Below are 25,024 nucleotides of genomic sequence, written 5' to 3'. Positions count from 1 at the left end.
ATTTCAGAAAAGATTTGCTATTAAGGTAATGATTCAAACTTAATGATTGGTGCCATAAGCCCCGGCCGGGCCATCATCCAATATGGTGACTTGCTCAACCCTCCCCTAATTGATAATCTGACAGAAGGAGAATTTTTTTGTGGTTCACAAATCCAATGGGAAAAATGAATACTAGCAATTAATTCAATATAGTAATCTCCTTCGTTAATAAAATTTGTAGGCAACCAAGCCACAAATCGATTTTCTCCTTTTTGCATTTTGGGCCATGATTCTTCCGCTACATCTGTCTGGTAAGCCCAATAAATGACCGTACCGCTCAGAGTTGTTACACAAAACCCTACAGTAAGCAAATTATTAAATTCATTTACCTCTCCTGAAATCATGACTCCCACTTTTTTATCCGCAGGCACTTCTCCTGAAATCAGTTGAAAATCTTCATCTACAATTTTAATAGAAGTTGGAGTAAAATAGGGATTTATAAATGCTTTTTTATCTTTATTTACCCAACATGAATTAATCTCTTCATTGTTTGACAAATAATTTCTTACAATATTAGGAACACTGTCTACTGCTTTTAACTGTCCATTTTGAAGAAGAATAGCTTTATTACAAATTTCCTCAACAGCGTTTAAATTATGGCTTACAAATAATATAGTTCTACCGCTTTTGCTTACCTCTCCCATCTTTCCCATACACTTCTTCTGAAATGTCGCATCACCAACAGCCAGCACTTCATCTATTATCAATATTTCTGGCTCCAAATGTGCTGCAACTGCAAAAGCTAAGCGAAGTTGCATACCACTGCTATAATGTTTTAGCTGTGTATCAAGAAACTTTTCTATTCCGCTGAATTCAACGATTGAGTCAAACTGCTTTAAGATCTCATGTTTTTTAAGTCCCAAGATTGACCCATTTAAAAATATATTTTCTCTACCTGTGAGCTCTGCATGAAAGCCTGTGCCGACTTCAAGGAGACTCGCAATTCTCCCTCTGGAAAGTATTTTTCCATTAGTTGGGGGTGTAATTTTAGACAGTATTTTTAGTAAAGTTGATTTACCAGCTCCATTCCTTCCTATAATTCCAATGCTTTCACCAGGGTTTACAGTAAAAGAGACATCCTTTAACGCCCAAAATTCCTCTTTGGATACTTTCTTATTGCTTCCTTTAAAATAGGCTGATATAGTATCCCTCAAGGAGAGATATGGAGCACCACCATCATCGTTTATATAATATTTTTTGGATATATTATTTATTTCAAGTATTGGTTTCATAGTATTTAAGCCAAATCAGCAAAATATGCCTCCGTTCGTTTAAAAACTAAAAGGCCTGCAACTAAAAGTAGCAAAGAAGTTACTACACTAATCATTATAATATTCCAATCAATTACATTTCCTGCAATTGCCGCTCTGCTTAAGGCAATCGCTCCCGTTAATGGGTTTAGTGCCAAAACATATTTTATCCATGGGAATGGCAATACTGAAATAGGATAAATAACGGGAGTTATAAACAAGGTTGCCTGAATTAGAAAAGGAATAATATATTTAAAATCCCTGTACTTTACATTTAAAGCAGACAATAGAGTCCCCAAGCCAAATGTGGTCACAATTGTAATTAAAAAAGCCAAAGGAAATAGCTCTATAAATTTTAAATAATCGATCTTGATTTGAAGAAACAGAATAAGCCCAATAAATAACGCAAAGGTGATTATAAAATCGAATACAGAAACAAAAATTACAGAAATAGGGATTACAAGCCGGGGGAAATATATCTTCTTAATGATATTAGCATTGGAAACTAAACAATCTCCGGAGCTTGATAGCCCAGAGGAGAAAATATTCCAAAACATCATTCCTGAATAAACAAATATGGGATATGGTATTCCATCTGAAGGAACTCGTAATACCTTCCCAAAGAAAAAGGAGAAGACCATCATCATAAACAATGGCTGAAGAACAACCCAAAGTATTCCTAAATAGGCTTGTTTGTACTTTACCTTTATGTCTCGCCATGTGAAAAAATAAAAAAGCTCTTTATACTGCCAAAGCTCCTTGAAATTTAAATCCAGCTTTCCAGCTGGTTTTATTTCATACTCAATATCACTATGATAATTCGTTGATTCCATCTTATTATTCTTCGATCTCCATTCTCAAACTTCGTCTATTTCTAAAAACATCGATCATTAGCTTTGATCTTTTCTCTATGAACCCATAACAACAATAAGCGACCAATAAGGCTATAGGAATTGAAACCCAATATACTCTTGAATAAAAATTATATGATCCTGTATATTTTGTTAACAATGCATATATTAATAGAAGCACAGGAAAATGAAATAAATATAGACTATAACTTATCTCTCCAAGAAATTTAAGTCTCTTTAAAACCCAACCTTCATGAAGTTGAACTTTCAACAAAAAGAAAATCGAAAACAGACTTAACAATGCAGCTGTAAATGAACTATAGTATTTCAGTTTCAAAGCACTTAATATGACCACTGAAAAAATTAATGTTATTATAAGTATCAGAAATATATATTTAGACTTTTCTATAATAGTCACAACACTTATGTCTTTGTATTTAAAAATTAAAACCCCTAAAGCAAAGTATATACTATATTCAGAAAGAAAAGTAAAATAAGCCAATGGTGTATATCTCATAAAGATTGCACAAATGAGAGACAAAATAAAGTATATTACTGGTCTGACAATGACAAAAGGTATTATTATATAAAAAACAACTTCAATTAACAGGGACCAATAAACTATATTCATTCCTATATACTCTTTGGTAGATATGAAGAATAATGAATATGCTATTGATTTGAAATTCAGATTTTCGTATGCGACCTTTAACCTTTGATTCCTTTCAAAAGGAATATCAAGGGAATATAAATCAGCATTTATTTGACCTATCAGCAATATTACAATGACCGAAAATAATAATGAAAATAGGTAAGGTGGATAAATTCTAGCTATTCTCTTAAGATAAAAGTCTCTAAGGGACCACCTTTTCTTATTAAAACTTTTAGCAATAAAAAAACCCGACAAAACAAAAAAGACCAAAACCATCTCAAATCCTGCACTACTGAATATATCAGAGGCAAATACAAGATAATCCCCGATACCCCAATTATGCATAGGGTATGCCTTTATATATTCGTTTCCCCCACACCAAAGGATAAACTTTGCATGATAGATCAAAACATACAAAGCAGTAAGTCCTCTCAGAATATGGAGATTACTTAAATTTTCGGAAGATTTTATAGACAAATTTGTCAAATCTATTTACTTCTTATTCTTTCAATCAGAGCTTTAATTCCAGACCTGAATCTTTTCAAAGAACCTGTTACTCCTTCAGTATTTATATATACAGTATTATGCTCCTCAGCTATTTCAACTTCCGGCCTTGTCTCTGTATAATAGTATGCAGCGAGTGATTTCCGGTTAACACCTTCAGGAGTATTTAATTTCTTTGGATGACCATGATAAGAAATTTCATTGGTTTCGAATATTACACATCTGTTAAACGTCGGAGCAATCCTGTCCAGTAAAATCTTATTGCCTTCAGTAAAGTCCCAAAGTTCCAGGTGCCCCTCATATTCATCTTTCCAATCTTTATTTAAGTAAATGATAATATTAAGTCTTCGGTGATACTTCGTTTTTGGATGAATATTGTAATCAACATGGACATTTAAAAATGCCCCCTTAACTGACTGATGCAGTCCGCCGCCAAATAATTCATCATCACCTTTCAACCCCTCAAGTCCTGTGATATTTTCTATGGATTTAAGAAATTCGGCAGAATTGAGCTCTCTGAAGACCTTGTCAAAAGTGCTATTTTTTTCAAAATCAGTCTTTTGAAACTTATTCTTTTGATCAATGTAAGTAGTACCATCCCACTTCCCTTCTTTTATAGTTGGATAACTCTGATATATTTCCTCAGCTTTTTCCGCAAGAAAAAAATTTTCAAAAACAACATATTTAAATGGCTTTTGTGCTCTGAATTTTTCTTTCAGCTCATTTGCCACACCCTTAATGCCTTCTATATCAATATATTTCATTTCAGAGATTTATTAAATTTAAACTCTGCTCATTTTTTAGATTAAACGGAGTTCAAATATTTAGGATCTGTATTATCATTCTTTTCGATAACTTTACAAATTACTCTTTCTTTCTTAAAAAAAGAATAAAATCCAACGCGATTAATAGGATTGTGAGAGGACAGTTAGGGGAATAACAGAAAAACCGGAGCATTATTTTATGCAAATTAAACTTGTCGACCTGGAACGACAGTACTTAAGGTATAAAGATGAAATTGATAGATCTATTCAGAATACTATCTCTGCTACCAATTTCATTCAGGGACCAGAGGTAAGAGCTTTTGAATCTGAACTTTCTAAATTTATAAATATTCCTTTCTGCATCAGTTGTGGAAATGGTACTGATGCACTTCAGATCGCTTTGATGGCTTGTGAACTGCAGGAAAATGCTGAAATTATTATCCCTGCATTCAGCTATGTTGCGCCTCTGGAAGCTGCGGCACTATTGAAATTAAAGCCTGTGCTTATAGATTCTGATCCGACTTCATTTAACTTAGATTCGGAAAAAATTCAATCACTGATTACTTCGCAGACTAAAGCTATTATTCCGGTTCACCTGTTTGGTCAGGCATGTAATATGGAACCAATAAAAAAACTTTCTGAAAAAGCAGGAATCAAAATTATAGAAGATAATGCCCAGTCCTTTGGTTCTGAACACAATTTAAATCACAAAAAAATCAAAACCGGTTCTGTTGGAGAAATCAGTACCACTTCCTTTTTTCCATCTAAAGTTTTAGGGTGCTTCGGCGATGGAGGGGCAATCTTCACTTCTGATAATAACCTTGCTCAAAAAATCAAAATGATAGCTAATCATGGACAGGCTCAGAAATATCAACATGAGATCATCGGGGTAAATTCAAGATTGGATACACTTCAGGCTGCAGTTTTGTCTGTAAAGTTGAAATATCTCACCGAAGATATTTCAAAAAGACAAAAAGCGGCAGAATTCTATAATGAAAAATTAGTAGGTATTGAAGAAATTGTCACTCCAGTCATTTCTTCAGGAACCACCCATGTTTTTCATCAATATACATTAAGAATTAAGAAAAAAAGGAATGACCTGAAGAAGTTTCTTGAAGAAAATGGAATTCCTTCTATGATATATTATCCGGTTCCCCTTCACCTTCAGAAAGCTTATTCGTATTTAGGATACAAAAAAGGAGATTTTCCAGTGGCCGAACAGCTGTCAGAGGAGGTACTTTCTCTTCCTATGCATCCGGATCTTAATACCGAGGAATTATCTTATATTGCAAATAAATTACTGGCGTTCTTCAAAGCCTGATTTTTATGTCTGAGAAATATTTTGTACACGAAACTGCAGTTGTAGACCCTGGTTGTATTATTGGTGAAGGCACTAAAATCTGGCATTTCTGTCATATTATGCCCAATTCCAAGATCGGGGACAATTGTTCGCTGGGTCAAAACGTTGTTATATCTCCAGGGACAATTCTCGGCAATAATGTAAAAGTTCAGAATAATGTGTCCGTATTTACAGGTGTGGAATGTGAAGATGATGTTTTTCTGGGCCCTTCAATGGTTTTTACTAACGTAATAAATCCTAGAAGCGCTATTGTCAGGAAAAGCGAATACCAAAAGACTCTTGTTAAAAGAGGTGCAACGATTGGTGCCAATGCAACTATTATCTGTGGTATCACAATAGGAGAATTTGCCTTTATCGGAGCAGGTGCAGTTGTGACAAAATCAGTTCAGCCTTTTGCCCTGATTACAGGAAACCCAGGTAGGCATAAGGGCTGGATGAGTGAATACGGCCATAAATTACAGTTTAATGATGCCGGAATTGCTGTTTGCAAAGAAAGCGGACAACAATACGAGTTAAAAAACAGTACAGTTAAGAGAATTAGTTAATATTATAGTGAAGGAAGAAACGATAAAATTTGCAATCGTAGGTTGCGGGCATATTGGTAAAAGACATGCTGCAATGATTGAGCAACATCCTGAGGCTGAAGTTGTCGCCCTTTGCGATATAAAACCTAAAGAAAAATTAGATCTGGTCGGCTTTAGTCGTCTTCCTTTTTATAACTCTATAAATGCTCTCTTAAAAAATCATCCGGAATCCCGTGTAATTAATATCTGCACTCCTAATGCACTTCATGCAGATCAGGCATTAATTGCTCTTCAGGCAAATAAATCTGTAGTAATAGAAAAGCCTATGGACATTTCTTCTGAAAAATGCCGCGAGGTGATCCTAGAAAGCAGGAGGATGAACAAGCAGGTATTCTGTGTCATGCAGAACAGATATAGTCCACCCTCTGTATGGTTGAAAAATATCATGGAAGAAAATCGCCTTGGCAAAATATACATGGTGCAAATCAATTGCTTCTGGAACAGAGATGAACGTTATTACCATAAACACACCTGGAAAGGGACGAAAAAACTTGATGGAGGAACACTATTCACTCAATTTTCTCACTTTATAGATATGATGTTCTGGCTTTTCGGCGACATCAAAAATATCCGTTCTACTTTTCATAATTTTTCACATAATGGTCTTACAGAATTCGAAGACTCCGGATATATCAACTTTGACTTTGTGAGAGAAGGAACAGGTTCTTTTAATTTTACCACCTCCGTTTATGAAAAAAACCTTGAAAGCAGTATTACTATAATCGGTGAAAAAGGTACAGTAAAAGTAGGCGGACAATATATGAATGAAGTGGTTTACTGCAACATCAAAGGTTATAATATGCCTGAACTTGCACCATCAAACCCTCCTAATGATTATGGTTCCTACAAGGGTTCTGCTGCAAATCACCATTTCATTATAGAAAATGTGGTGGATACATTAAAAGGCAGAGGCCACGCTACCACTACTGCTGAAGAAGGGTTACAGGTTGTTGATATGATTGAAAGAATGATTAAAGCCGGTAAAAAACATTTACTGCCTTTCTAAAATAACAATCTTAATAGTTATTAATCACCTCTGCAATATACTCGATCTCTGACTGCCTTAGCTCAGGAAACATTGGGAGAGAAAGACAATGTTCTGCTAAATATTCTGAATTTGGCAGATCTCCTTTTAAATAACCTAAAGAAGAGAAAGCTTTCTGAAGATGACAAGGTATTGGATAGTGAAGCCCACTTCCAATCTTGTGTTGATTTAAATATTCCCGGAAACCATCTCTATCCTTAGTAGTTACTACATATAGATGATATACTGAATGGCAATTTTCAGGTACATACTGAAAATTAAGCTTAGGATTCCAGATTGCACTTTTATAAAATGCCGCAATCTCCCTTCTTCTTAAATTCCATTCATCCAGGTGATTTAATTTTACTGATAAAAATGCTGCCTGAAGCGCATCCATCCTCATGTTAAAACCGATTTCTTCATGCACATATTTTTCTATACTGCCATGATTTCTTAGTCTTCTTACTCTTTCAGAAACCTCTTCATCATTCGTCACCAGAGCTCCTGCTTCACCATATGCACCAAGGTTTTTTACAGGATAGAAACTAAAGGTACCTGCTTTACCGAAATTGCCTACAGACACTCCGTTGTATGTTGCACCTTGTGCCTGAGCACAGTCCTCGATGACTATAAGATTGTTTTCCTCGGCAATTTTCAAAATACTGTTGACATCAAATGGTGCTCCATAAAGATGCACCCCGATAATCGCTTTTGTCTTTGAAGTAATTTTCCTCATTGCATCATCAGGACTTATCTGCCATGTGTCTGGGGTACAGTCTACAAATACAGGCACTCCACCAATGTTGGAAACGGCAGCAGCAGTCGCTATAAATGAATTCGCAGGGACTAAGACTTCATCATTTTCACTAATCCCTGACGCCTTCAGCGCTAGAACAATTGCTGATGTACCATTATCAACACCTACAGCATGTTTTACCTGACAAAAAGAAGCAAACTGTTTCTCGAATCTTTCAACCCTGGATCCAAGTGAAAATGCTGAAGCTTCAAAAACCTCTTCACTTGCCTTAAGCAGTTCTTGCTTTATTTTTTGATATTGCCTGCTTAAATCAAGGAAAGGGATGAAGTCCATTTATATTTGATACTGAGATGGATTTATGATTATAAAAAATATCAGAAGAATAAACGCTGCCTGGACCTGTAATTCTATGGTCGCAGGCAGCATTCAAATTATTTAAAGGATTGACTTAACTTCATTATAAACCGAAGCGATTCCTTCTTCAAGAGGAATTCTGGCCATCCAACCTAGTTGGTTAAGGCGGCCCACATCCATTAATTTCCTTGGAGTTCCGTCAGGTTTAGTAGTATCAAAAACCAACTCACCTTCAAACCCAACAATCTTTTTAACAAGCAGTGCCAGATCCTTGATAGTGATATCATCCCCAACACCTATATTCAGAAAATCTTTTTCATTATAGTTTTGCATCAGAAAGAAACATGCATCCGCCAGGTCATCTACATGCAGGAACTCTCTCTTTGGAGAGCCGGTCCCCCAAATCTCAACAGTCTTTTGTCCTTCTTTTTTAGCAGTGTGGAACTTTCTGATCAATGCCGGTAATACGTGAGAATTCTTCAGGTCATAATTATCATTCGGACCATAAAGATTAGTAGGCATTACAGAAATAAAATTGCACCCATACTGATCTCTGTAGGCCTCACACATTTTAATACCAGCAATTTTTGCAATAGCATAAGGTTCGTTGGTATACTCAAGCAAACCTGTTAAAAGGCTCTCTTCCTTTAAAGGCTGCGGCGCCAGTTTAGGATAAATACAGGAAGAGCCGAGGAACATTAGTTTTTTCACTTTATTTAAATAAGCCTGATGGATCACGTTATTCTGGATCATCAGGTTTTCATAAATAAAATCAGCACGGTAAGTATTGTTCGCTAATATTCCTCCTACTTTGGCTGCAGCAAGGAATACGTAATCGGGCTTTTCCTTTTCAAAAAAATCCTGAACCTGTTTCTGATCTCTCAAATCCAGTTCCTTAGAGGTTCTAATGATCAGATTGGTAAAACCTTCCTTCTGCAATTTCCTCACAATAGCAGATCCTACCATTCCTCTAGACCCGGCAACAAAAATTTTACTGTCCTTCTGCATGCTATTCAAAATAATTCAGAATCTTATGTCCACCCTGTTTCAGATATTCGTCTCTCTTGAATAGTTCAACATCTGACTTTACCATCTCCTTAACCAGAGATTTCAAATTGTACTGAGGCTTCCATTTAAGCTTTTTCTTAGCTTTGGCTGGGTTTCCAATTAATAACTCTACTTCAGTAGGCCGGAAGTACATTGGATCAACTGCCAAAACCTCTGTTCCCTTTTTCAACTGATATGCTTTGTTAGAGCATGATTTTACTTTCGCAACTTCTTTAACACCTTTGCCTTTGAACTCAAGCTCTATACCCACTTCTTTAAATGCAAGAATTACAAAATCTCTAACTGTAGTTGTAATGCCCGTTGCAATTACAAAGTCTTCAGGTTTGGTTTGCTGAAGCATCAGCCACATTGCTTCCACATAATCTTTAGCATGTCCCCAATCTCTTTTCGCGTCAAGGTTACCAAGATACAATTTATCCTGAAGGCCAAGTGCAATACGCGCAACCCCTCTTGTGATTTTTCTTGTTACGAAAGTTTCACCCCTAAGCGGAGATTCGTGATTAAACAAAATTCCGTTTACCGCAAACATATTGTAAGCCTCTCTGTAATTTACAGTAATCCAGTAACCATACATTTTAGCTACTGCATATGGAGATCTTGGATAGAAAGGAGTTTTTTCACTTTGGGGCACTTCTTGCACCAAACCATAAAGCTCAGAAGTAGATGCCTGATAAATCTTGGTTTTCTCTGTCAACCCCAGCAAACGAACTGCTTCCAGTATCCTCAATGTTCCGAGCCCGTCAACATTTGCTGTATATTCAGGTGTTTCAAAACTAACCTTCACATGAGACATTGCACCAAGATTGTAAATCTCATCAGGTTGCACTTCCTGGATAATTCTGATAATGTTTGTTGAATCTGTCAAATCACCATAATGAAGCTTCATATTGACATTCTTTTCATGAGGATCCATGTAAAGGTGATCTATTCTGTCTGTATTAAAAAGAGATGTTCTTCTCTTTATTCCATGAACCTCATAACCTTTTTTAAGAAGAAGTTCTGCCAGATATGCACCATCCTGACCTGTAATTCCAGTAATTAAAGCTTTTTTCATTTTTTAAAAATATCGAAACTTTCAACCTTACGCTGAAAATCCCTCTCCTGTTTTAAAATATTTATTTTCTGGCTTTGACGATGTCAAAAGCTACTATTTAAATTAATGATCGTCAAAAATAGTAAATTAATTAATTATATCTGAAAATGTATTTTCGATACCAATATTGGAAGACTAGTAAATTCCAAACTTTATCCTGATCTATGGATTTTCCTCCAAATAGCTGCTCTTTAATGCCCTTGATGTATTCAGGAGAGAAAATTCCCTGCTCCTTAATAAATTCGTCTTCAAGAAGTTGTTCTTTAATCAATGGCCGTAATTCAAATTTAAACCATTTCATCATCGGGACATCAAACCCTTGTTTCGGTCTACGATACAATTCTTTAGGCAAAATGTCCTTAAAGGCATCCTGCAAAATTCTTTTTTGCATAGACTCGCCGATCTTAAAGGATGATGGCAAGCCGTTTACATATTCTACCAGACGATGATCAAGAAATGGAGTTCTGACTTCCAAACTATTGGCCATAGACATCATATCTGCTTTAAACAGCATATCATTTGGAAGTACAAAATTTATGTCAGACAATAGCACCTGATTAATATCTGGCTTTCCTTTGAAAAACCTCTGATAGTATTTATTTCTCTGTTCCAATTCCCCCTCATCAGCATTTGCCCAAAAGTTTTTGGTAAATATTTCGGACAATGTTTTGGCATTATTTAACGAACACCAAAGCAAATATCTATCTGCCTCTCTCAACTTTGCTCCCTCTGCAAGCTTGATTGCCTGACGAACCTTATTATAAAAAGGAGAGTTTCTGGAAGAGGGTAATTGCTTAAGCAACGGCAACAATGCGGTGGCAGCATTCATCAGAAAACCGCCCTGCCTTATCTTGTAATCTGCAAAATGTTTATTATAGCCGCCAAACACCTCATCTCCACCGTCTCCGGACAATGCTACTTTCATCTTCTTAGAAGTGCGTTTGCTCAAAATATAAAATGGAAGCACCGATGAGTCAGAGAATGGCTCATCTATATAGTCCAGCACATTATAGACCTCTTCAAGGAGGTCTTCATTGGTTAGTGTAAATACAGTATGGTTTGTCTGGAATTTATCTGCAACTAGTTTAGCATACTTTGTTTCATCAAAAAATGGTTCATCTTTAAATCCAATTGAAAAGGTATTCAGATATTTGTTATAATTGCTTGCCAATGCAACGATGACAGAAGAATCTATTCCTCCACTTAGAAAAGCTCCGAGAGGCACATCTGAAATCATTCTTTTCTCCACTGAATCGTCTAACATTTCAATAATCTTTCTCTTCGCCGTATCATAATTGTCGGTTATAGGAATTGATTTTTCAGTCAGGTCATAATATCTACAAACCTTTAAATCCCTCTTCTTTACATTAAGATAAGTGCCAGGCTCAAGTTTTCTAACCCCTTTTATGATAGAATGCGGCGCGGGAATAAAACCGAACTGCAGATATTGCAGCACAGCAGTATTATCTACATTTCTTTCAATATTATAAGCCAGTAAAGACTTTAACTCAGAAGCAAACAGGAACTTATCTTCATCTTCATAATAGTATAAAGGCTTTATTCCAAACCTGTCTCTTGCCAGCAATATTGAATTTTCTGCTGTATCAATCAGGGCAAATGAAAAAAAACCGATAAGTTTTTCCAGACATGCAGGCCCCTCAAAAATCAAAAGTTTCAGTAAAACTTCAGTATCGGAATTGGAATTAAATGAAACACCTTTATTAATAAGTCCAGCCCTCAACTCCTGATAGTTAAAAATCTCTCCATTATAAACCAGAATAAATCTGCCGGTTTCATCTTTCATCGGCTGATCGCCGCTTCTGCTAGTATCTATTATCGATAACCTTCTGTGACCTAATCCGAAATTGTCATCTATATAACTGCCTCTCCAGTCAGGGCCTCTGTTTTCGAGCTTGTTCATTGCCTTTACAAGGTTGATCATGTATAGGCTTCCAATCTGATTATAGGCAAATATTCCTGTTATTCCGCACATTTAAATTATTTCCTTTGACTTAAAAAATTTTATTCGGATTTAATATTCCATTAGGATCAAAAGCTGTTTTGATCTGTCTCATCAGCTCGAGCTGTTTTTCTCCAATGGCGATTTCAATATAAGGGCGCTGTACATAGCCAATGCCATGTTCACCGGAAATAGTGCCTCCCACTGCAACTGTATATCTGAATAATTCTTTAATACCTTCCTGAATATTTTCATTCCATTCTTTTTCACTAAGATTACCGCGTACAATATTTACATGAAGATTTCCATCACCTGCATGACCATAGCAGACAGACTTAAAATTATACTTAGTCGATATCCTTTTAATTTCCGTTATAAGTGCAGGAAGTTCAGCTCTCGGGACTACAGTATCTTCTTCTTTATAAATTGAATTTGACTTTACAGCATGCCCCACATTTCTTCTTATTTTCCATAGGTCTTCCTTTTGCTGAGCAGAATCTGCAAACAAAGGCTCATAAATATCAAATCCACTTACAGCCTCATAAACCTTTTCAGCATCACGGGAAAGAAGGTCAAGATCATTTCCATCTACTTCCACCAGAAGATGTGCTTCAACATCTTTTGGTAGATCTAAATCCAAATTAAGGTATCGGGCACTCCACTCAATGGCATCCCTTTCCATAAACTCAAGAGCAGAAGGCCTTACACCTGTATGTAATATGCTGTTGACTGCCTCACAGGCCTGTTCGGCAGACTTAAAAGGAATTAGCATTACAATATCTTTAGGAGGATGAGGAATAAGCCTGAAAACAACTTTAGTGATAATACCAAGAGTCCCTTCACTTCCAATCATCAGTTGTGTAAGGTTGTATCCGGTAGCATTTTTCAGGACATTGGCACCGGTCCAGATAATTTCACCTGTGGGCAATACGACCTCAAGATTAAGAACATAATCTCTGGTTACTCCATATTTCACTGCTTTGGGACCACCAGAAGATTCTGCAAGGTTTCCCCCAATGAAGCAGCTTCCTCTGCTTGATGGGTCTGGTGGATAAAAGAGACCTTTAGCAATTGCAGCTTCCTGGAATACCTGAGTTACTACACCTGTTTCCACTGTTGCCTGGAAATTTTTCTCATCTATAGAAATGATTTTATTAAGTCTTTCGGTAGAAAGTAGAATGCCTTTTTCAACAGGCAATGCCCCACCGCTCAGGCCTGTGCCAGCCCCTCTGGGTGTAACAGGAATTTTATGTTTATTGGCGAGTCTTATAATCAAGCTGATCTCCTGAGCATTTGCCGGCTTTACAACTACATGAGGAAGGAAAACTAGATCTTCTGTTTCATCTTGACCATATTTTTCCAATGACTCAGAATCTGTAAACACATACTCAGGACCGGTAATTTTTACCAACTCGTCAATAAAATTTTCCGTAAGCGTTTGCGTATTCATTGTAGCCCTTTATTTTAATCTATTAAATTTACAAAAACTTTGGTATGCATTTCTTCAAAGTTATCAAATCGATAGTTAAACCAATCTTATTCTCAACGATTTTTGCTGTTGCGATGGTTTCTTGTAAGCCATCAAAACATAATACATCCGGGAAAAATAGTCAATCGGAAACTAAGGTAATAAAGACAGGCAAGCCCAGTGAAGACAAAGCTCAACAGGTTATTAATTCAGCAAGGTCTTATCTTGGCACTCACTATAAATATGGAGGAACAACAAAGTCCGGCATTGATTGCTCAGGGCTTGTCTGCAATTCCTTCAAAACAATTGACATTACCCTGCCCAGAACTTCAACCGCTCAAAGTGAATATGGAAAATCTGTTAAAATAGGCGATGTAAGGGAAGGCGACCTATTATTCTTCAGCGATAATAAGGGTGGCAATAAAATAAACCATGTTGGTCTTGTTACTGAAGTAAAGAGCAATAGTGTAAAATTCATTCATTCAACAACTAAGATGGGGGTTATTGAAGATGACCTTTACTCCGATTATTATCATCCACGTTTTGTAAAAGCGATCAGGATAATAAACTAAAGTTTTCTTGTTTATTCTACCTTTTTAATATATTTGCAGCGCAAACGGGGGATTAGCTCAGCTGGCTAGAGCGCTTGCATGGCATGCAAGAGGCCACCGGTTCGAATCCGGTATTCTCCACAAAAAGCTCCTGAAGTTCAGGGGCTTTTATTTTTTTTACCCCCTAAAAAACTGGCAGTTTTTGCATTAAATTATACTATTTTTATAATTGCCGTTTTAGATTTCCTGGTTTCTACTTAAAAAAAAGTGACATTTTCAGCTTAATTTGAAATTAAAATTTCAGACGTTGTTACCTTTTTCCGTTTTTAAGCGTATAAAAAAAATATTATCTAAATTATTGTACGTTAATATTTTTATGAGATTATTTGTGAAAAATCCCATTACACCAATCTTACATAACTCATTTTCACCATGTTTTCTTACTTTAATTTCTATTATTTCATTTTCTAAAAATTACATTCTTCCTGGAACTTTCCTCTTCAACCTTAAAAATGTAACTTTTAAAGGTTTTTCTCTTTCCAGTCGATGTTTTTTTTAGTAGATTTGACCAGTTTAAGCGTGATAACATCCTTATCCCCTAGGAAAATCAAATGTCAAAGCTCAAGAATATTATAAAACAGCTTTCCCCCAAGGATTATAATTCTATTTATGATTCCTTGATCGAAAGTAATGCGGAAAAGTCGGCTTATCTCCTCAAATTTATGAGGGAAAAGCAATTATCTGACACAAAAATTATGGAGGAGTTGGATGTTAATACTAATGCATATTACACTTTACGCTCCAGACTTAATCAAAAAATTGAGGAGTATTTACTTCATCAAATGGAAAGTCCAAGGACTACTCTTTTGAAAAAAGTAGCCACGATCAATGAGATAGTCTTTACCAAAAAGAAAGCAATTGCGCTTGCGACATTAAGAAAACTCGAAAAAGAATTGCTCGATTATGACCTTTCAAACGAGTTGACGATCATTTATAAGACTCTGAAAAAACTTCAGATCAACAGTCCTGATCAATTTAACTATTCTCAGCTATATAACAGGCACGTTGCCTATATGCTTGCCGTTGACAAAGCGGAAGACCTGCTTGCTGAGTATTTTAAGAAACTGGGAATATATTTCCTCACTTATGACGAGACCGAGAAACTTGGGTTAACACTATTGAAAAAAGAGCTGGAGAATGTTTCCAATCTTTATCAGTCTCACCGTCTATATATATACATGTCCTGTCTCAATATCTACCATTGGTTATTTGTAGAAAAGAGCATAAATTCTGAAGGCCAGCAGGACCCTATTGAAGATATATTTGACAAGGTTCAGAATATCTTCGACTCGTATTACCTTGATCCGATTTATTATCATTTAAAGCTGGTTTTTGAATATCTGAAGCTTGAATATTACACCAATGTCGCAGTATATAGAAAAGCGGAAAAATATTATGAAGAGGTGAATGAGACGGCAGCCATCTTTATTTCAAATTACAACCTGTATACTTTTACCCCCCAGTTTCTTCTCACAAAACTGGAAAGACACATGCGACTTGAAAATGAGAATTTATTATACGAAGAAAATAAATCCATTTTCGAAGATTTTGATATCGACAAAAATAATGTTCCTCAGTACATCATTTATGTGCTTTACCGTGCTATTTCCTGTTACTATGGAGACAAATATGATGAGGCAGCGAAATATGTGAATAACATGCTGAATGATTTGAGTCTGAAAAAGTATCCATACACACAATTAGAAATAAAGCTGTTCCTTGCTTTACAATATTGTCTGATGAAAGATTATGATTTATTCAATCAGCTTGTAAATAGTATTCAGCGTCAGGTAAGATTATTAGGTAAAGGGAATTGCGTTCACATCCTGTTATTTACAAAAATACTAAAGACATCATTGAATGATGTAAAGAAGAGTAAGTCAGGAAAGATTCATGGATATATACAAAAAATTAAAGCCATCAATCCTCCGTATTTCTCGCCATTGAAATATCTGAAGCTGGATGAGGACTTTATAAACAGATTAACTTAAGAGAATCTAAAGTTTTTTTAGATTCTCCTGAGTTAGCGGTTTATTGATATATTTTAAAACATATTGATTTTTCTTAGCCTTATTCATATCCTGTGGATTCAGAGATGAAGTAAGCATGATCACTTTGCTGTGTGCTTTAATACTGTCGCTCAATTTTTCGAATTCATCCAGAAATTGAAATCCATCCATAAGAGGCATATCAATATCCAGAAAAATAATTTCAGGAAGGTAAAGATCCAGCGGGCCTTTTGCGAGCTTTTCAATATTTTTCAAAAACTCTATCGCGCTTTTTGCTCCCGAATGTACGAAAATGTGCTCACAGATATTTGCAGCTTCAATCATCTTCTGATTGATTAGATTATCGATTTCGTTGTCATCAACAAGCATTACAGCGTAATACTTCTTTCCATTGGAAGCCATAAAAAATCTTAACTTTTTAAATATCTCGCTAAATTAGAAACAAAATAGACACTTCAAAATAATAATTTTATTAAAATACTTATAAATCAAACTTTATCCCCTGAGCCAGAGGAAGTTTTGAGCTAAAATTGATAGTATTTGTTTGTCTTCGCATATAAACTTTCCACGCATCTGAACCAGACTCTCTTCCTCCACCTGTCTCCTTCTCTCCTCCAAATGCTCCGCCAATTTCTGCGCCGGAGGTCCCTATATTCACGTTGGCGATACCACAGTCAGAACCAAAATGTGAAAGAAATGTTTCAGTTTCTCTTATATCATTTGAAAATATTGATGAAGATAATCCCTGTTTAACATCATTCTGGATTTTTATTGCCTCTATTACCGGACCTGAATATTTAATCATATATAAAATCGGAGCAAAAGTTTCTTCCTGAACTGTAGAAAACTCGTTTTTTGCCTCTACCAATGCAGGATTTACATAAGTTCCTGTTTTGAATTCCCTGCTTTCAATTACGGTACCTCCCGTTATAAGTTTTCCCCCTTCCTTTACAACTCTTTTAAGAGCAGCAAGATAATTTTCTGTTGCAGCTTTATCAATCAGTGGTCCGACTAAAATACCTTGCTTAAACGGATTACCGATAGGCAGATCATTATAAATCTTCTTTAACCTTCTTTTTACAACATCATAGACATTTTCATGAACGATTATTCTTCTGGTTGTTGTGCATCTTTGGCCACATGTACCAACCGCTCCAAATACAATTGCTCTGATTGCCAGATCAAGATCTGCTTTTTCAGTAACAATGATGGCATTATTTCCACCTAGTTCCAGCAAAGATCGTCCAAGCCTTGCTCCAACCTTTTCTCCAACTTTTTTTCCCATTCTTGTCGAACCTGTAGCTGAAATAAGAGGAATCCTTGAATCTTCAGAGAGCCTTGCTCCAATCTCCGCTCCTCCAATAATATAGTTAAATACACCTTCAGGAACCTGATTTTCCTTAAGCACCTGCTTTATTATATTCTGACAAGCCACAGCTGTAAGAGGTGTCTTCTCAGATGGTTTCCATATACATACATCTCCGCAAACTGCTGCCAGCATGGCATTCCAGGACCATACAGCCACCGGAAAGTTAAATGCAGAAATAATTCCAACAAGTCCAAGCGGATGATACTGGTCATACATTCTGTGTTCCGGACGTTCTGAATGCATTGTAAATCCATGTAGCTGTCTTGACAAACCGACGGCTAGATCACAGATATCTATCATCTCCTGCACCTCTCCCCATCCTTCCTGCATTATTTTACCAGTTTCCCAGGTAACCAATTTGCCCAAAGCGTCTTTATGCTCTCTTAGTTTGTTTCCTATCTGCCTTACAATGTCTCCTCTTTTTGGAGCAGGCCATTGCCTCCATTCTTCAAATGCCTTTTGCGCTGTTACAATTACATGATCATAATCTTCATCATTTGCAAAATATACTTTGGATATTGAACCACCATCTACCGGGGAAAATATCTCTTTAATAGTCCTTTTACCTTTACCAGCATCAAGCTTTCCTGTACTAAAGGCCGGATTAATATTTTTTAAACCCAGTTCTGACAGGATACCTGCAAAGTCGATTTTTTCTGCTCCTTTTAAATTCAGTTTCATTAATGAAGAATTTTCGATTGACCAATATAAATGCTAATCTGTAAAAAATTGTTTTGATTTTAAAGTAAAACAAAAAAAGAAAGGCGCTTATTCGGCGCCTTTCAAATTTATTTATTAGCAACCCAAACTCTTACCACGCAACTGCGTAATATGCTTTTTGACCGTTCGGATAAATACCTCCAATAAGTGTACCTTCTGATTTATTGCTATCAAGATAGTGCATCAGGTCTTCGGCATTTTTAACCTTCTGTTTGTCTATAGAAGTAATGATGAAGCCTTCTTTAATACCTGCTTCTTTGAATTTACCAGGAAGCAGCTTAGTTACTTTTGCTCCTCCATCAATTCTTAACTTTTTCATTTCTTCTTTTGAAAGATCAATCAGGCTGGCTCCCACAGATTTTGTTGAAGCAGTGATATCTTCCTTCTTCACAAGCGCAGTATTTCCTTTGGTATTCATAAGTATAGCATCAACTTCTTGCTCTTTTCCATCACGTACATACTTTACTCTAATTTTATCTCCAGGGCGGAATCTTGCCACATTTTCCTGCAATGAAGCCGATGAATTTACAGGGATCTGGTTAACATGAGTAATAACATCTCCTTCTTTTAAACCAGCTTTATCAGCAGCGCTTGACTGATTTACAGAGGCGACATAAACTCCCGTAACACCTTTAAGCCCCTTCTCTTTGGCGAGAGTTGAATTAATCTCCATTATACTAACTCCAAGTAAGGCTCTTTGAACAGTTCCATATTCGGCAAGGTCCTTTATAACTTTCTTTACCAAAGCGACTGGCACTGCAAAAGAATAACCTGCATATGAACCGGTCGGAGATGCGATGGCAGTATTGATACCTATCAATTCACCTCTAAGATTAACAAGCGCACCTCCGCTATTTCCCGGATTTACAACAGCATCTGTCTGAATAAAGGACTCTATTGCCAGATTATCTTTACTCTTCAGAATATTGATATTTCTGGCTTTAGCACTTACGATACCAGCTGTAACAGTTGAAGTAAGATTAAACGGATTACCTACAGCTAAAACCCACTCACCGATTTTTACATTATCTGAATTACCATAAATTACAGTTGGCAGATCTTTTTCTTCTATTTTCACAAGAGCCAGATCTGTTGAAGGATCTGTTCCAATAAGTTTTCCTGTGAAGCTTCTTTTGTCATTGAGAACGACCTCTATGTTATCTGCATTTTCTACAACGTGATTGTTGGTAATGATATAGCCATCTGCAGAAATGATCACTCCTGAGCCGGATGCTTCCCGAGCTCCTCCATTTTGATAATTACCTTCTGGCATTGAAAATCCGTCTCCAAAAAACTCCTTCAACATCTGATCCATTGGTCCTCCCGGATATACTCTTGACTGTCCTTGACTCTTGGGTTCATAAGATGTCTTAATGTGAACTACTGCGGGCCTTGCAGCATCAGCAGCATGAATAAAGTTAAGACCTTCCGGCACTACTACTGAGGTTGTATCAGCAGTATAATTAGAAAGAACAGCCGGCGGTCTGTTTTGTACAGAATAAATATACTTTTCTCCGATCAGATATTTATATCCGAAAATAGATACGGCTCCCCCAAGCAAAGACGTGATAAGAGCCAAAATAATAATGTGTTTTGCTTTCATACTTAGTTTAGAAAATGAGAGTTATTTCACGTTAACGAAAAAATGCAACAAGTATTTTAACTAAAAAAATCCGGAGATTTAAAATTTTTCTCCGGATTTTGATCAAATTATTTCACTTCAATCACTGACTTCTTTTCAATTTTTTCAGCTTTTGGAATTGTAATGAATAAAATTCCATCTTTAAACTCTGCCTGAATATTTTCATGCGCAATTTCATCAGGCAAGACAAATGATCTGTGAAATTGCCCATAGGCAGTTCCCAAAGCATGTACTTTTTTGCCTTGCTCTTTAAATTCAGCTTTTCTCTCTCCACTAACCGTTAATCTTTTATCATGAAAATCAACTTTGATTTCTTCTTTTTTTAGTCCTGGTAATGCCAGCTGAATCTGAAATTCTTTATCAGCTTCTAATATATCAGCTTTGGGAGAAAAATATTTTGCCTGATTACTTTGCACTGCTGATGCTTCATTAAAAAAGCTATCGATAAAATCGGAAAATGATTTTGGAGTGAAATCTTTTTCTCTGTTTTCTTTTACTAATAGTGTCATAATTTTTTCCATTTTTGATTTAATTGACAATAAGAAAAAAATATGCCACTCATTTTTTCCTAAAAAAATCAATGCCAAATTGTCCATTTCGACTATCTTCTCTTATTACAGATAAGACAAAATGACACAACTGTATTTTTTTAATTTTCAACATCCAAAAATATATACTCATTATTAAGAAGTTAAAAAATATTTAAAAAAATATTTCAACAGGTATTGCATAATTAAATCCAATCGGCTAATATTGCACTCCGTTAGCGAATAACATTCCTCCTTAGCTCAGCTGGTTAGAGCATCTGACTGTTAATCAGAGGGTCGCTGGTTCAAGTCCAGCAGGGGGAGCAAAAGGCCTTCAGAAATTCTGAAGGCCTTTTTATTATTCAATTCTAATAAAGAATTGAATAATAAAAATTATTAGGGTATTTTGATACATTTTCTCGAAAACTGCATCCTTTAGCAATAATATTCCTCCTTAGCTCAGCTGGTTAGAGCATCTGACTGTTAATCAGAGGGTCGCTGGTTCAAGTCCAGCAGGGGGAGCAAAAGCCTTCAGAAATTCTGAGGGCTTTTTCATTTTTATCCCTGCCGATATTGATTCTGACAAATTAGTTTACTACCACCCTAGAATAGGGTTTGATAAGTTTAACCTGTAATACTTATTACAAACAGATCCTAAAAATTGATCTAACAGCGCTTCGTCTTCCCTTCTTTTAATCCTTAAGAATTATGATTTGATCTTCCTGCGGAATAAACTTAAAGACGGCTCAGCCTAAAAAATCCTGACCCTAATATTTTTCAATAACCAATCTATATTATAAGGGTTAATCCTCGAAATATTGGTTTCAAATGAAAAAGTGAGGTAAGAAGCTCTATGGTATATAAAGAATCAAAAGAAGAGTTTGTCCGAAGGTTGAAAACTAATTCTCTTAATGGATTAACTCAACAAGAAGCTAAAAATAGATTAGACCTCCATGGATATAATGAATTTGAAGGTCAAAAGAAAGAAACTCTTCTTCAGAAATCCCTCCACCATTTAACCGAAATTACTTCTATCATTTTAATGATAGCTGCTTCTATTTCAGGATATGTCGCTATCACCCAGGGAACGGGTTGGGCTAAAGTAATCGTAATTCTTTCTATAGTTTTCATTAATGTTATTGTAGCAGTATACCAGGAAAGTAAATCAGAGGCAGCATTAGAAGCATTAAAACGGCTTAATACCAACACTACAACGGTCATCAGAGATGGAAAGAAATCCAGGATTAATGCAAACGAACTGGTACCGGGAGACATTGTTGAATTTAACACCGGTGATATCATTACTGCAGATTGTCAACTACTGGAAACTAATTCCCTTCAAATTGATGAAGCTTCCCTGACAGGAGAATCTGAACCCATCCTGAAAAATGAGCATTTTCACTCGAAAAATGATTCACCAATTGGTGACAGATTTGATTGGGTTTTCTCCGGGACTCTCGTTACCAATGGTAGAGGAAGGGCAGTAGTAGTCAAAACTGCAATGAATACGGAAATGGGTAAGATTGCCAAGCTTCTGAATCAAACTGAAAAACTGAAAACCCCTCTCCAAATCAAATTAACACAATTATCAAAGAGATTATCTCTCATTGCTTTAATAGCTGCAATAGCAATATTCCTAATTGGTAAATTCATTCATCACCAGTCTACCCTGGACATGCTGTTAATTGGTATCTCCTTAGGCGTGGCAGCAGTGCCGGAAACGCTTCCAATTATTGTTACCATGATTCTCTCCCGTGGCGTGTTCAATATGGTTAAAAAGAATACTATCATCAGAAAAATTCCTGCCATTGAAACTATCGGAAATACTTCTGTCATCTGTTCAGATAAAACCGGAACGCTGACGCAAAACAAAATGAAGATTCAACAGATCTGGATAGAATCAAGTGAACCTACCCAATCAACAAAAGAATTTTCCAAAGCAGAAATGAAGACTTTAGTGTTACTAACAGTTTGTTCAAATGCGACAATAGAAGTAGATGAAGAGGGGAATGAAAAAGTAATTGGCGACCCGACTGAATTAGCCATTATAAGATTATTACATAAAAAAGGGTTAACGAGAGTAGATGCTGAGCGGGAATTTCCAAGAGTTGAAGAATTGCCATTTAATTCTAAAAGAAAATTAATGACTACTGTACACCTTGTCGAGGACGGATATTTAGTAGTAACAAAAGGTGCTTTCGACAGGATTCCAGTCATCTGGAAAAATGAAGAACAAAGAATAAAAGCTCAAAAAATCCATGATGAATTCGGATCAAAAGCTTTAAGAGTAATTGCTATCGCTGCGAAAAGATTGGCTCAGTATCCTGAAGAAATTGACGAAAAAACTTTGGAAGCTAATTTAGAATTCCTCGGTTTAATCGGAATGATTGATCCTCCGAGGTACGAATCGAAAGAAGCAGTTAAACAAGCGAAAGAAGCTGGTATTAGGACTGTTATGATAACTGGTGATCACAAGTCAACTGCTCAGGCCATTGCAAAAGAGATAGGAATTTTAGGAAATACAGATTCAGAATTAGTAGTCACTGGTCAGGAACTAACGGAAATGAGTGACGATGAATTGAAAGAAAAGATTAAGTCTATTTCAGTCTATGCCAGAGTATCTCCTCAGGATAAGATCAGAATTGTACAGGCCTGGCAATCAAAAGGTGAAGTAGTAGCGATGACTGGAGACGGTGTCAATGATGCACCGGCTCTGAAAGCTGCAGACGCAGGTGTTGCCATGGGTATAACAGGAACTGAAGTTTCGAAAAATGCTTCTGATATGATTATTACAGATGACAATTTTGCGACTATAGTTAGCGCTATCAAAGAAGGCCGTACTTCCTTTGATAATATCAGGAAAACCATTTATTTCTTATTGTCTGTAAATTTTGCTCAAATCTTTATAATGCTGGCTGGAGTAACATTAGGTTGGGGCGCACCGTTGACTGCAGTCCAAATTCTGATGGTTAACGTAATCGCAGATGGCATTCCAGGATTCTTTCTTTCTTTTGAAAAATCAGAAAGAGGTGTTATGAAACGACTACCGTTAAGAAAAGATTCTGGAGTATTCGAAAATGGATTGGGATTTAAAATTTTCCAACGTTCTTTAAATTTTGTTATCATTGTTCTCTTGGCATTCTTTTTAGGGGCTAATGCTCCTGAAATCGGTTCCAAAGAATTGGGAGTCTCAATGGCTTTCATTGTAATGTCCCTATCATCTGCTTTGAATATCTTTAATATCAGAAGTAAGGATTCAATATTCTTAACCGGTTTATTAGAAAACAGGAAGTTATTTCTGGGAACATTAACTTCCGTCTTTCTTACCGTTTTGATTATGTTTATTCCGATATTAAGACAAACCTTTGAAGTAATTCCTTTGAATGGCCATCAATGGTTCATTGTTGTAATTCTTGCAATAAGCCCGATCATAGTAAATGAAATCCAGAAATTAATAACTTCCAAGAATAAGATGGTATAGAATCTTAATATTTGAAATTTACATTAAAAGTTATATGTAATTGACTATCAAAACAATTCAGAGAGGTGGCATAAATTTATATTTTTAATTTATTTGTAAAAACGGAGAACCTAAAATCATGTGAGAAAGAATAAGTTTTTCCAACATTGCTTTTATATCTTCTCTAATTCTTATAAACATCTGTCTGACATTCTTTATCGGATTTATATTTCGTTTGTAATAATAAGTAAAGCAAAAAAGGAGACACTGAATTGATTTTCTTTTTGCACTTTCTATTTTTCTTTTCTCCTTACAATATTTTCAAATCTTATTAATATTCAGCATGTTTTAATATATTTACCTTTAAAGGAATCATTCCGAGGCAGGGTCTTTTTAATAATTTTTTAAGAATCATTTAGCAACAGCTTGCGTATAGGACTTTAAATTAAGCTTTAGAATGGAGGAGATAAAAATCAATATTACTTTAGTTGAGGACAACGAACTATATGCATTATTCCTTGAACATAAGATAAAAGACCTTCTTAATTGTAATTTCAAAATATACAATAATTCGGAAGAACTCATTAATAATCTGGAGTTTGAAAAAAACACTGATATTTTTATTCTAGATTATAACCTTCCAGGCTTAAAGGGATTGGACACCTTGAGGATTTTAAGAGACCGATTACCTGATGCCGAAATAATAATTCTTTCTAATCAGTCCGATATTCAGGTTGCAATAGATCTGATAAAATCCGGTGCATTTGATTATGTCATCAAAAACAATGATTCCGTTGAGCGTATTTTAAATGCTATCAGCAAAGCTCAGGAATTTCGTTTTCTCCGTTCAGAAAACATTACCCTAAAACTTAAAATTAACAAGTATAAAAGCGTAAGCACAATTGTCGCAATAATCTTCATTATTTTTTTTACAATAATCCTTTTCCTGAGGTAAAGT

At 35.8% G+C, this 25,024-nt stretch carries 20 protein-coding genes and 3 tRNA genes; 10 read left to right on the top strand and 13 right to left on the bottom strand.

Going from position 1 to position 25,024, the window contains the following annotated elements:
• Window positions 1-20: 20 nt before the first annotated feature.
• From MYP_RS04840 to MYP_RS04825, 4 genes are read right to left on the bottom strand one after another with little or no spacing between them, the layout of a single operon-like run.
• Window positions 21-1,271 (bottom strand): ABC transporter ATP-binding protein, encoded by a 1,251-nt coding sequence (locus MYP_RS04840; protein WP_045459423.1) that lies wholly within the window; start codon window positions 1,269-1,271, stop codon window positions 21-23.
• Between the two features lie 5 nt (window positions 1,272-1,276).
• Window positions 1,277-2,122 (bottom strand): ABC transporter permease, encoded by an 846-nt coding sequence (locus tag MYP_RS04835; protein WP_045459421.1) that lies wholly within the window; start codon window positions 2,120-2,122, stop codon window positions 1,277-1,279.
• Window positions 2,123-2,126: 4 nt separating this feature from the next.
• Window positions 2,127-3,278, bottom strand: a complete 1,152-nt coding sequence (locus MYP_RS04830; protein ID WP_197060012.1) for an acyltransferase family protein — start codon at window positions 3,276-3,278, stop codon at window positions 2,127-2,129.
• Window positions 3,279-3,280: 2 nt separating this feature from the next.
• Entirely contained in the window at window positions 3,281-4,060 is a 780-nt protein-coding gene (locus MYP_RS04825; RefSeq protein ID WP_045459417.1) for a 2OG-Fe(II) oxygenase, read from the bottom strand.
• A gap of 199 nt (window positions 4,061-4,259) precedes the next feature.
• Here MYP_RS04825 and MYP_RS04820 point away from each other — a divergent pair, with 199 nt between their 5' ends.
• Genes MYP_RS04820 through MYP_RS04810 form a run of 3 tightly spaced genes read left to right on the top strand, consistent with a single transcriptional unit; the run spans window position 4,260 to window position 7,010 of the window.
• Window positions 4,260-5,381, top strand: coding sequence for a DegT/DnrJ/EryC1/StrS family aminotransferase (locus MYP_RS04820; RefSeq protein ID WP_045459415.1), 1,122 nt, complete (start codon window positions 4,260-4,262; stop codon window positions 5,379-5,381).
• 5 nt (window positions 5,382-5,386) lie between these two features.
• A complete protein-coding gene (locus MYP_RS04815) occupies window positions 5,387-5,965 on the top strand; it encodes an acyltransferase (RefSeq protein WP_045459413.1) in 579 nt (192 codons plus the stop codon).
• A 7-nt stretch (window positions 5,966-5,972) separates the two neighbouring features.
• On the top strand, window positions 5,973-7,010 hold the full coding sequence (locus MYP_RS04810; RefSeq protein ID WP_045459411.1) for a Gfo/Idh/MocA family protein: 1,038 nt from the start codon (window positions 5,973-5,975) through the stop codon (window positions 7,008-7,010).
• Between the two features lie 10 nt (window positions 7,011-7,020).
• Here MYP_RS04810 and MYP_RS04805 read toward each other — a convergent pair whose 3' ends face one another.
• The 5 genes from MYP_RS04805 to MYP_RS04785 form a co-directional block, all read right to left on the bottom strand.
• Window positions 7,021-8,118 (bottom strand): DegT/DnrJ/EryC1/StrS family aminotransferase, encoded by a 1,098-nt coding sequence (locus MYP_RS04805; RefSeq protein ID WP_045459410.1) that lies wholly within the window; start codon window positions 8,116-8,118, stop codon window positions 7,021-7,023.
• 102 nt (window positions 8,119-8,220) lie between these two features.
• Entirely contained in the window at window positions 8,221-9,147 is a 927-nt protein-coding gene (gene fcl / locus MYP_RS04800; RefSeq protein WP_045459409.1) for a GDP-L-fucose synthase, read from the bottom strand.
• Window position 9,148: 1 nt separating this feature from the next.
• Complete coding sequence (gene gmd, locus MYP_RS04795; RefSeq protein WP_045459408.1) at window positions 9,149-10,261, bottom strand: GDP-mannose 4,6-dehydratase; 1,113 nt, start codon at window positions 10,259-10,261, stop codon at window positions 9,149-9,151.
• 130 nt (window positions 10,262-10,391) lie between these two features.
• Window positions 10,392-12,293, bottom strand: coding sequence for an asparagine synthase (glutamine-hydrolyzing) (gene asnB, locus MYP_RS04790; protein WP_045459407.1), 1,902 nt, complete (start codon window positions 12,291-12,293; stop codon window positions 10,392-10,394).
• 19 nt (window positions 12,294-12,312) lie between these two features.
• The gene (locus MYP_RS04785; protein WP_045459406.1) at window positions 12,313-13,710 is read right to left on the bottom strand and encodes an FAD-binding oxidoreductase; all 1,398 of its coding nucleotides are present in this window, start codon (window positions 13,708-13,710) and stop codon (window positions 12,313-12,315) included.
• 44 nt (window positions 13,711-13,754) lie between these two features.
• Between MYP_RS04785 and MYP_RS04780 the strand changes: the two genes are divergently transcribed.
• The 3 genes from MYP_RS04780 (at window position 13,755) to MYP_RS04770 (ending at window position 16,330) form a co-directional block, all read left to right on the top strand.
• On the top strand, window positions 13,755-14,300 hold the full coding sequence (locus MYP_RS04780; protein WP_045459405.1) for a C40 family peptidase: 546 nt from the start codon (window positions 13,755-13,757) through the stop codon (window positions 14,298-14,300).
• A gap of 46 nt (window positions 14,301-14,346) precedes the next feature.
• A tRNA-Ala gene (locus MYP_RS04775) sits at window positions 14,347-14,420 on the top strand.
• A 470-nt stretch (window positions 14,421-14,890) separates the two neighbouring features.
• Window positions 14,891-16,330: a hypothetical protein gene (locus MYP_RS04770; protein WP_045459404.1), complete on the top strand. Its 1,440-nt coding sequence runs from the start codon at window positions 14,891-14,893 to the stop codon at window positions 16,328-16,330.
• 6 nt (window positions 16,331-16,336) lie between these two features.
• Here MYP_RS04770 and MYP_RS04765 read toward each other — a convergent pair whose 3' ends face one another.
• The 4 genes from MYP_RS04765 to MYP_RS04750 form a co-directional block, all read right to left on the bottom strand.
• Window positions 16,337-16,750: a response regulator gene (locus MYP_RS04765; RefSeq protein WP_028981213.1), complete on the bottom strand. Its 414-nt coding sequence runs from the start codon at window positions 16,748-16,750 to the stop codon at window positions 16,337-16,339.
• Between the two features lie 79 nt (window positions 16,751-16,829).
• Window positions 16,830-18,398 (bottom strand): L-piperidine-6-carboxylate dehydrogenase, encoded by a 1,569-nt coding sequence (amaB, locus tag MYP_RS04760; protein WP_045459403.1) that lies wholly within the window; start codon window positions 18,396-18,398, stop codon window positions 16,830-16,832.
• A 130-nt stretch (window positions 18,399-18,528) separates the two neighbouring features.
• The gene (locus MYP_RS04755; RefSeq protein ID WP_045459402.1) at window positions 18,529-20,040 is read right to left on the bottom strand and encodes a Do family serine endopeptidase; all 1,512 of its coding nucleotides are present in this window, start codon (window positions 20,038-20,040) and stop codon (window positions 18,529-18,531) included.
• A 107-nt stretch (window positions 20,041-20,147) separates the two neighbouring features.
• Window positions 20,148-20,666, bottom strand: coding sequence for an Hsp20/alpha crystallin family protein (locus tag MYP_RS04750; RefSeq protein ID WP_197060011.1), 519 nt, complete (start codon window positions 20,664-20,666; stop codon window positions 20,148-20,150).
• Between the two features lie 190 nt (window positions 20,667-20,856).
• On the opposite strand from MYP_RS04750, the gene MYP_RS04745 reads away from it, so the two are divergent.
• From MYP_RS04745 to MYP_RS04730, 4 genes are all read left to right on the top strand, one after another.
• Window positions 20,857-20,930: transfer RNA gene (locus MYP_RS04745), tRNA-Asn, on the top strand.
• Between the two features lie 124 nt (window positions 20,931-21,054).
• Window positions 21,055-21,128: transfer RNA gene (locus MYP_RS04740), tRNA-Asn, on the top strand.
• A gap of 331 nt (window positions 21,129-21,459) precedes the next feature.
• On the top strand, window positions 21,460-24,087 hold the full coding sequence (locus MYP_RS04735; RefSeq protein ID WP_045459401.1) for a cation-translocating P-type ATPase: 2,628 nt from the start codon (window positions 21,460-21,462) through the stop codon (window positions 24,085-24,087).
• Between the two features lie 436 nt (window positions 24,088-24,523).
• On the top strand, window positions 24,524-25,021 hold the full coding sequence (locus MYP_RS04730) for a response regulator (RefSeq protein WP_045459400.1): 498 nt from the start codon (window positions 24,524-24,526) through the stop codon (window positions 25,019-25,021).
• Window positions 25,022-25,024 lie beyond the last annotated feature (3 nt).

The sequence above is a fragment of the Sporocytophaga myxococcoides genome (genome assembly GCF_000775915.1).
Lineage (GTDB): Bacteria > Bacteroidota > Bacteroidia > Cytophagales > Cytophagaceae > Sporocytophaga > Sporocytophaga myxococcoides_A.
This window is presented reverse-complemented; position numbering and strand designations above follow the sequence as displayed.

Bases quoted from the DNA above. Each gene is read 5' to 3' on its own strand.
- MYP_RS04770 (WP_045459404.1), top strand. From the start codon at position 14,891: ATGTCAAAGCTCAAGAATATTATAAAACAGCTTTCCCCCAAGGATTAT.
- MYP_RS04825 (WP_045459417.1), bottom strand. From the start codon at position 4,060: ATGAAATATATTGATATAGAAGGCATTAAGGGTGTGGCAAATGAGCTG.
- MYP_RS04730 (WP_045459400.1), top strand. From the start codon at position 24,524: ATGGAGGAGATAAAAATCAATATTACTTTAGTTGAGGACAACGAACTA.
- MYP_RS04780 (WP_045459405.1), top strand. From the start codon at position 13,755: ATGCATTTCTTCAAAGTTATCAAATCGATAGTTAAACCAATCTTATTC.
- fcl (WP_045459409.1), bottom strand. From the start codon at position 9,147: ATGCAGAAGGACAGTAAAATTTTTGTTGCCGGGTCTAGAGGAATGGTA.
- MYP_RS04785 (WP_045459406.1), bottom strand. From the start codon at position 13,710: ATGAATACGCAAACGCTTACGGAAAATTTTATTGACGAGTTGGTAAAA.
- MYP_RS04805 (WP_045459410.1), bottom strand. From the start codon at position 8,118: ATGGACTTCATCCCTTTCCTTGATTTAAGCAGGCAATATCAAAAAATA.
- MYP_RS04765 (WP_028981213.1), bottom strand. From the start codon at position 16,750: ATGGCTTCCAATGGAAAGAAGTATTACGCTGTAATGCTTGTTGATGAC.
- MYP_RS04840 (WP_045459423.1), bottom strand. From the start codon at position 1,271: ATGAAACCAATACTTGAAATAAATAATATATCCAAAAAATATTATATA.
- MYP_RS04735 (WP_045459401.1), top strand. From the start codon at position 21,460: ATGGTATATAAAGAATCAAAAGAAGAGTTTGTCCGAAGGTTGAAAACT.
- MYP_RS04820 (WP_045459415.1), top strand. From the start codon at position 4,260: ATGCAAATTAAACTTGTCGACCTGGAACGACAGTACTTAAGGTATAAA.
- MYP_RS04755 (WP_045459402.1), bottom strand. From the start codon at position 20,040: ATGAAAGCAAAACACATTATTATTTTGGCTCTTATCACGTCTTTGCTT.
- gmd (WP_045459408.1), bottom strand. From the start codon at position 10,261: ATGAAAAAAGCTTTAATTACTGGAATTACAGGTCAGGATGGTGCATAT.
- asnB (WP_045459407.1), bottom strand. From the start codon at position 12,293: ATGTGCGGAATAACAGGAATATTTGCCTATAATCAGATTGGAAGCCTA.
- MYP_RS04835 (WP_045459421.1), bottom strand. From the start codon at position 2,122: ATGGAATCAACGAATTATCATAGTGATATTGAGTATGAAATAAAACCA.
- amaB (WP_045459403.1), bottom strand. From the start codon at position 18,398: ATGAAACTGAATTTAAAAGGAGCAGAAAAAATCGACTTTGCAGGTATC.
- MYP_RS04815 (WP_045459413.1), top strand. From the start codon at position 5,387: ATGTCTGAGAAATATTTTGTACACGAAACTGCAGTTGTAGACCCTGGT.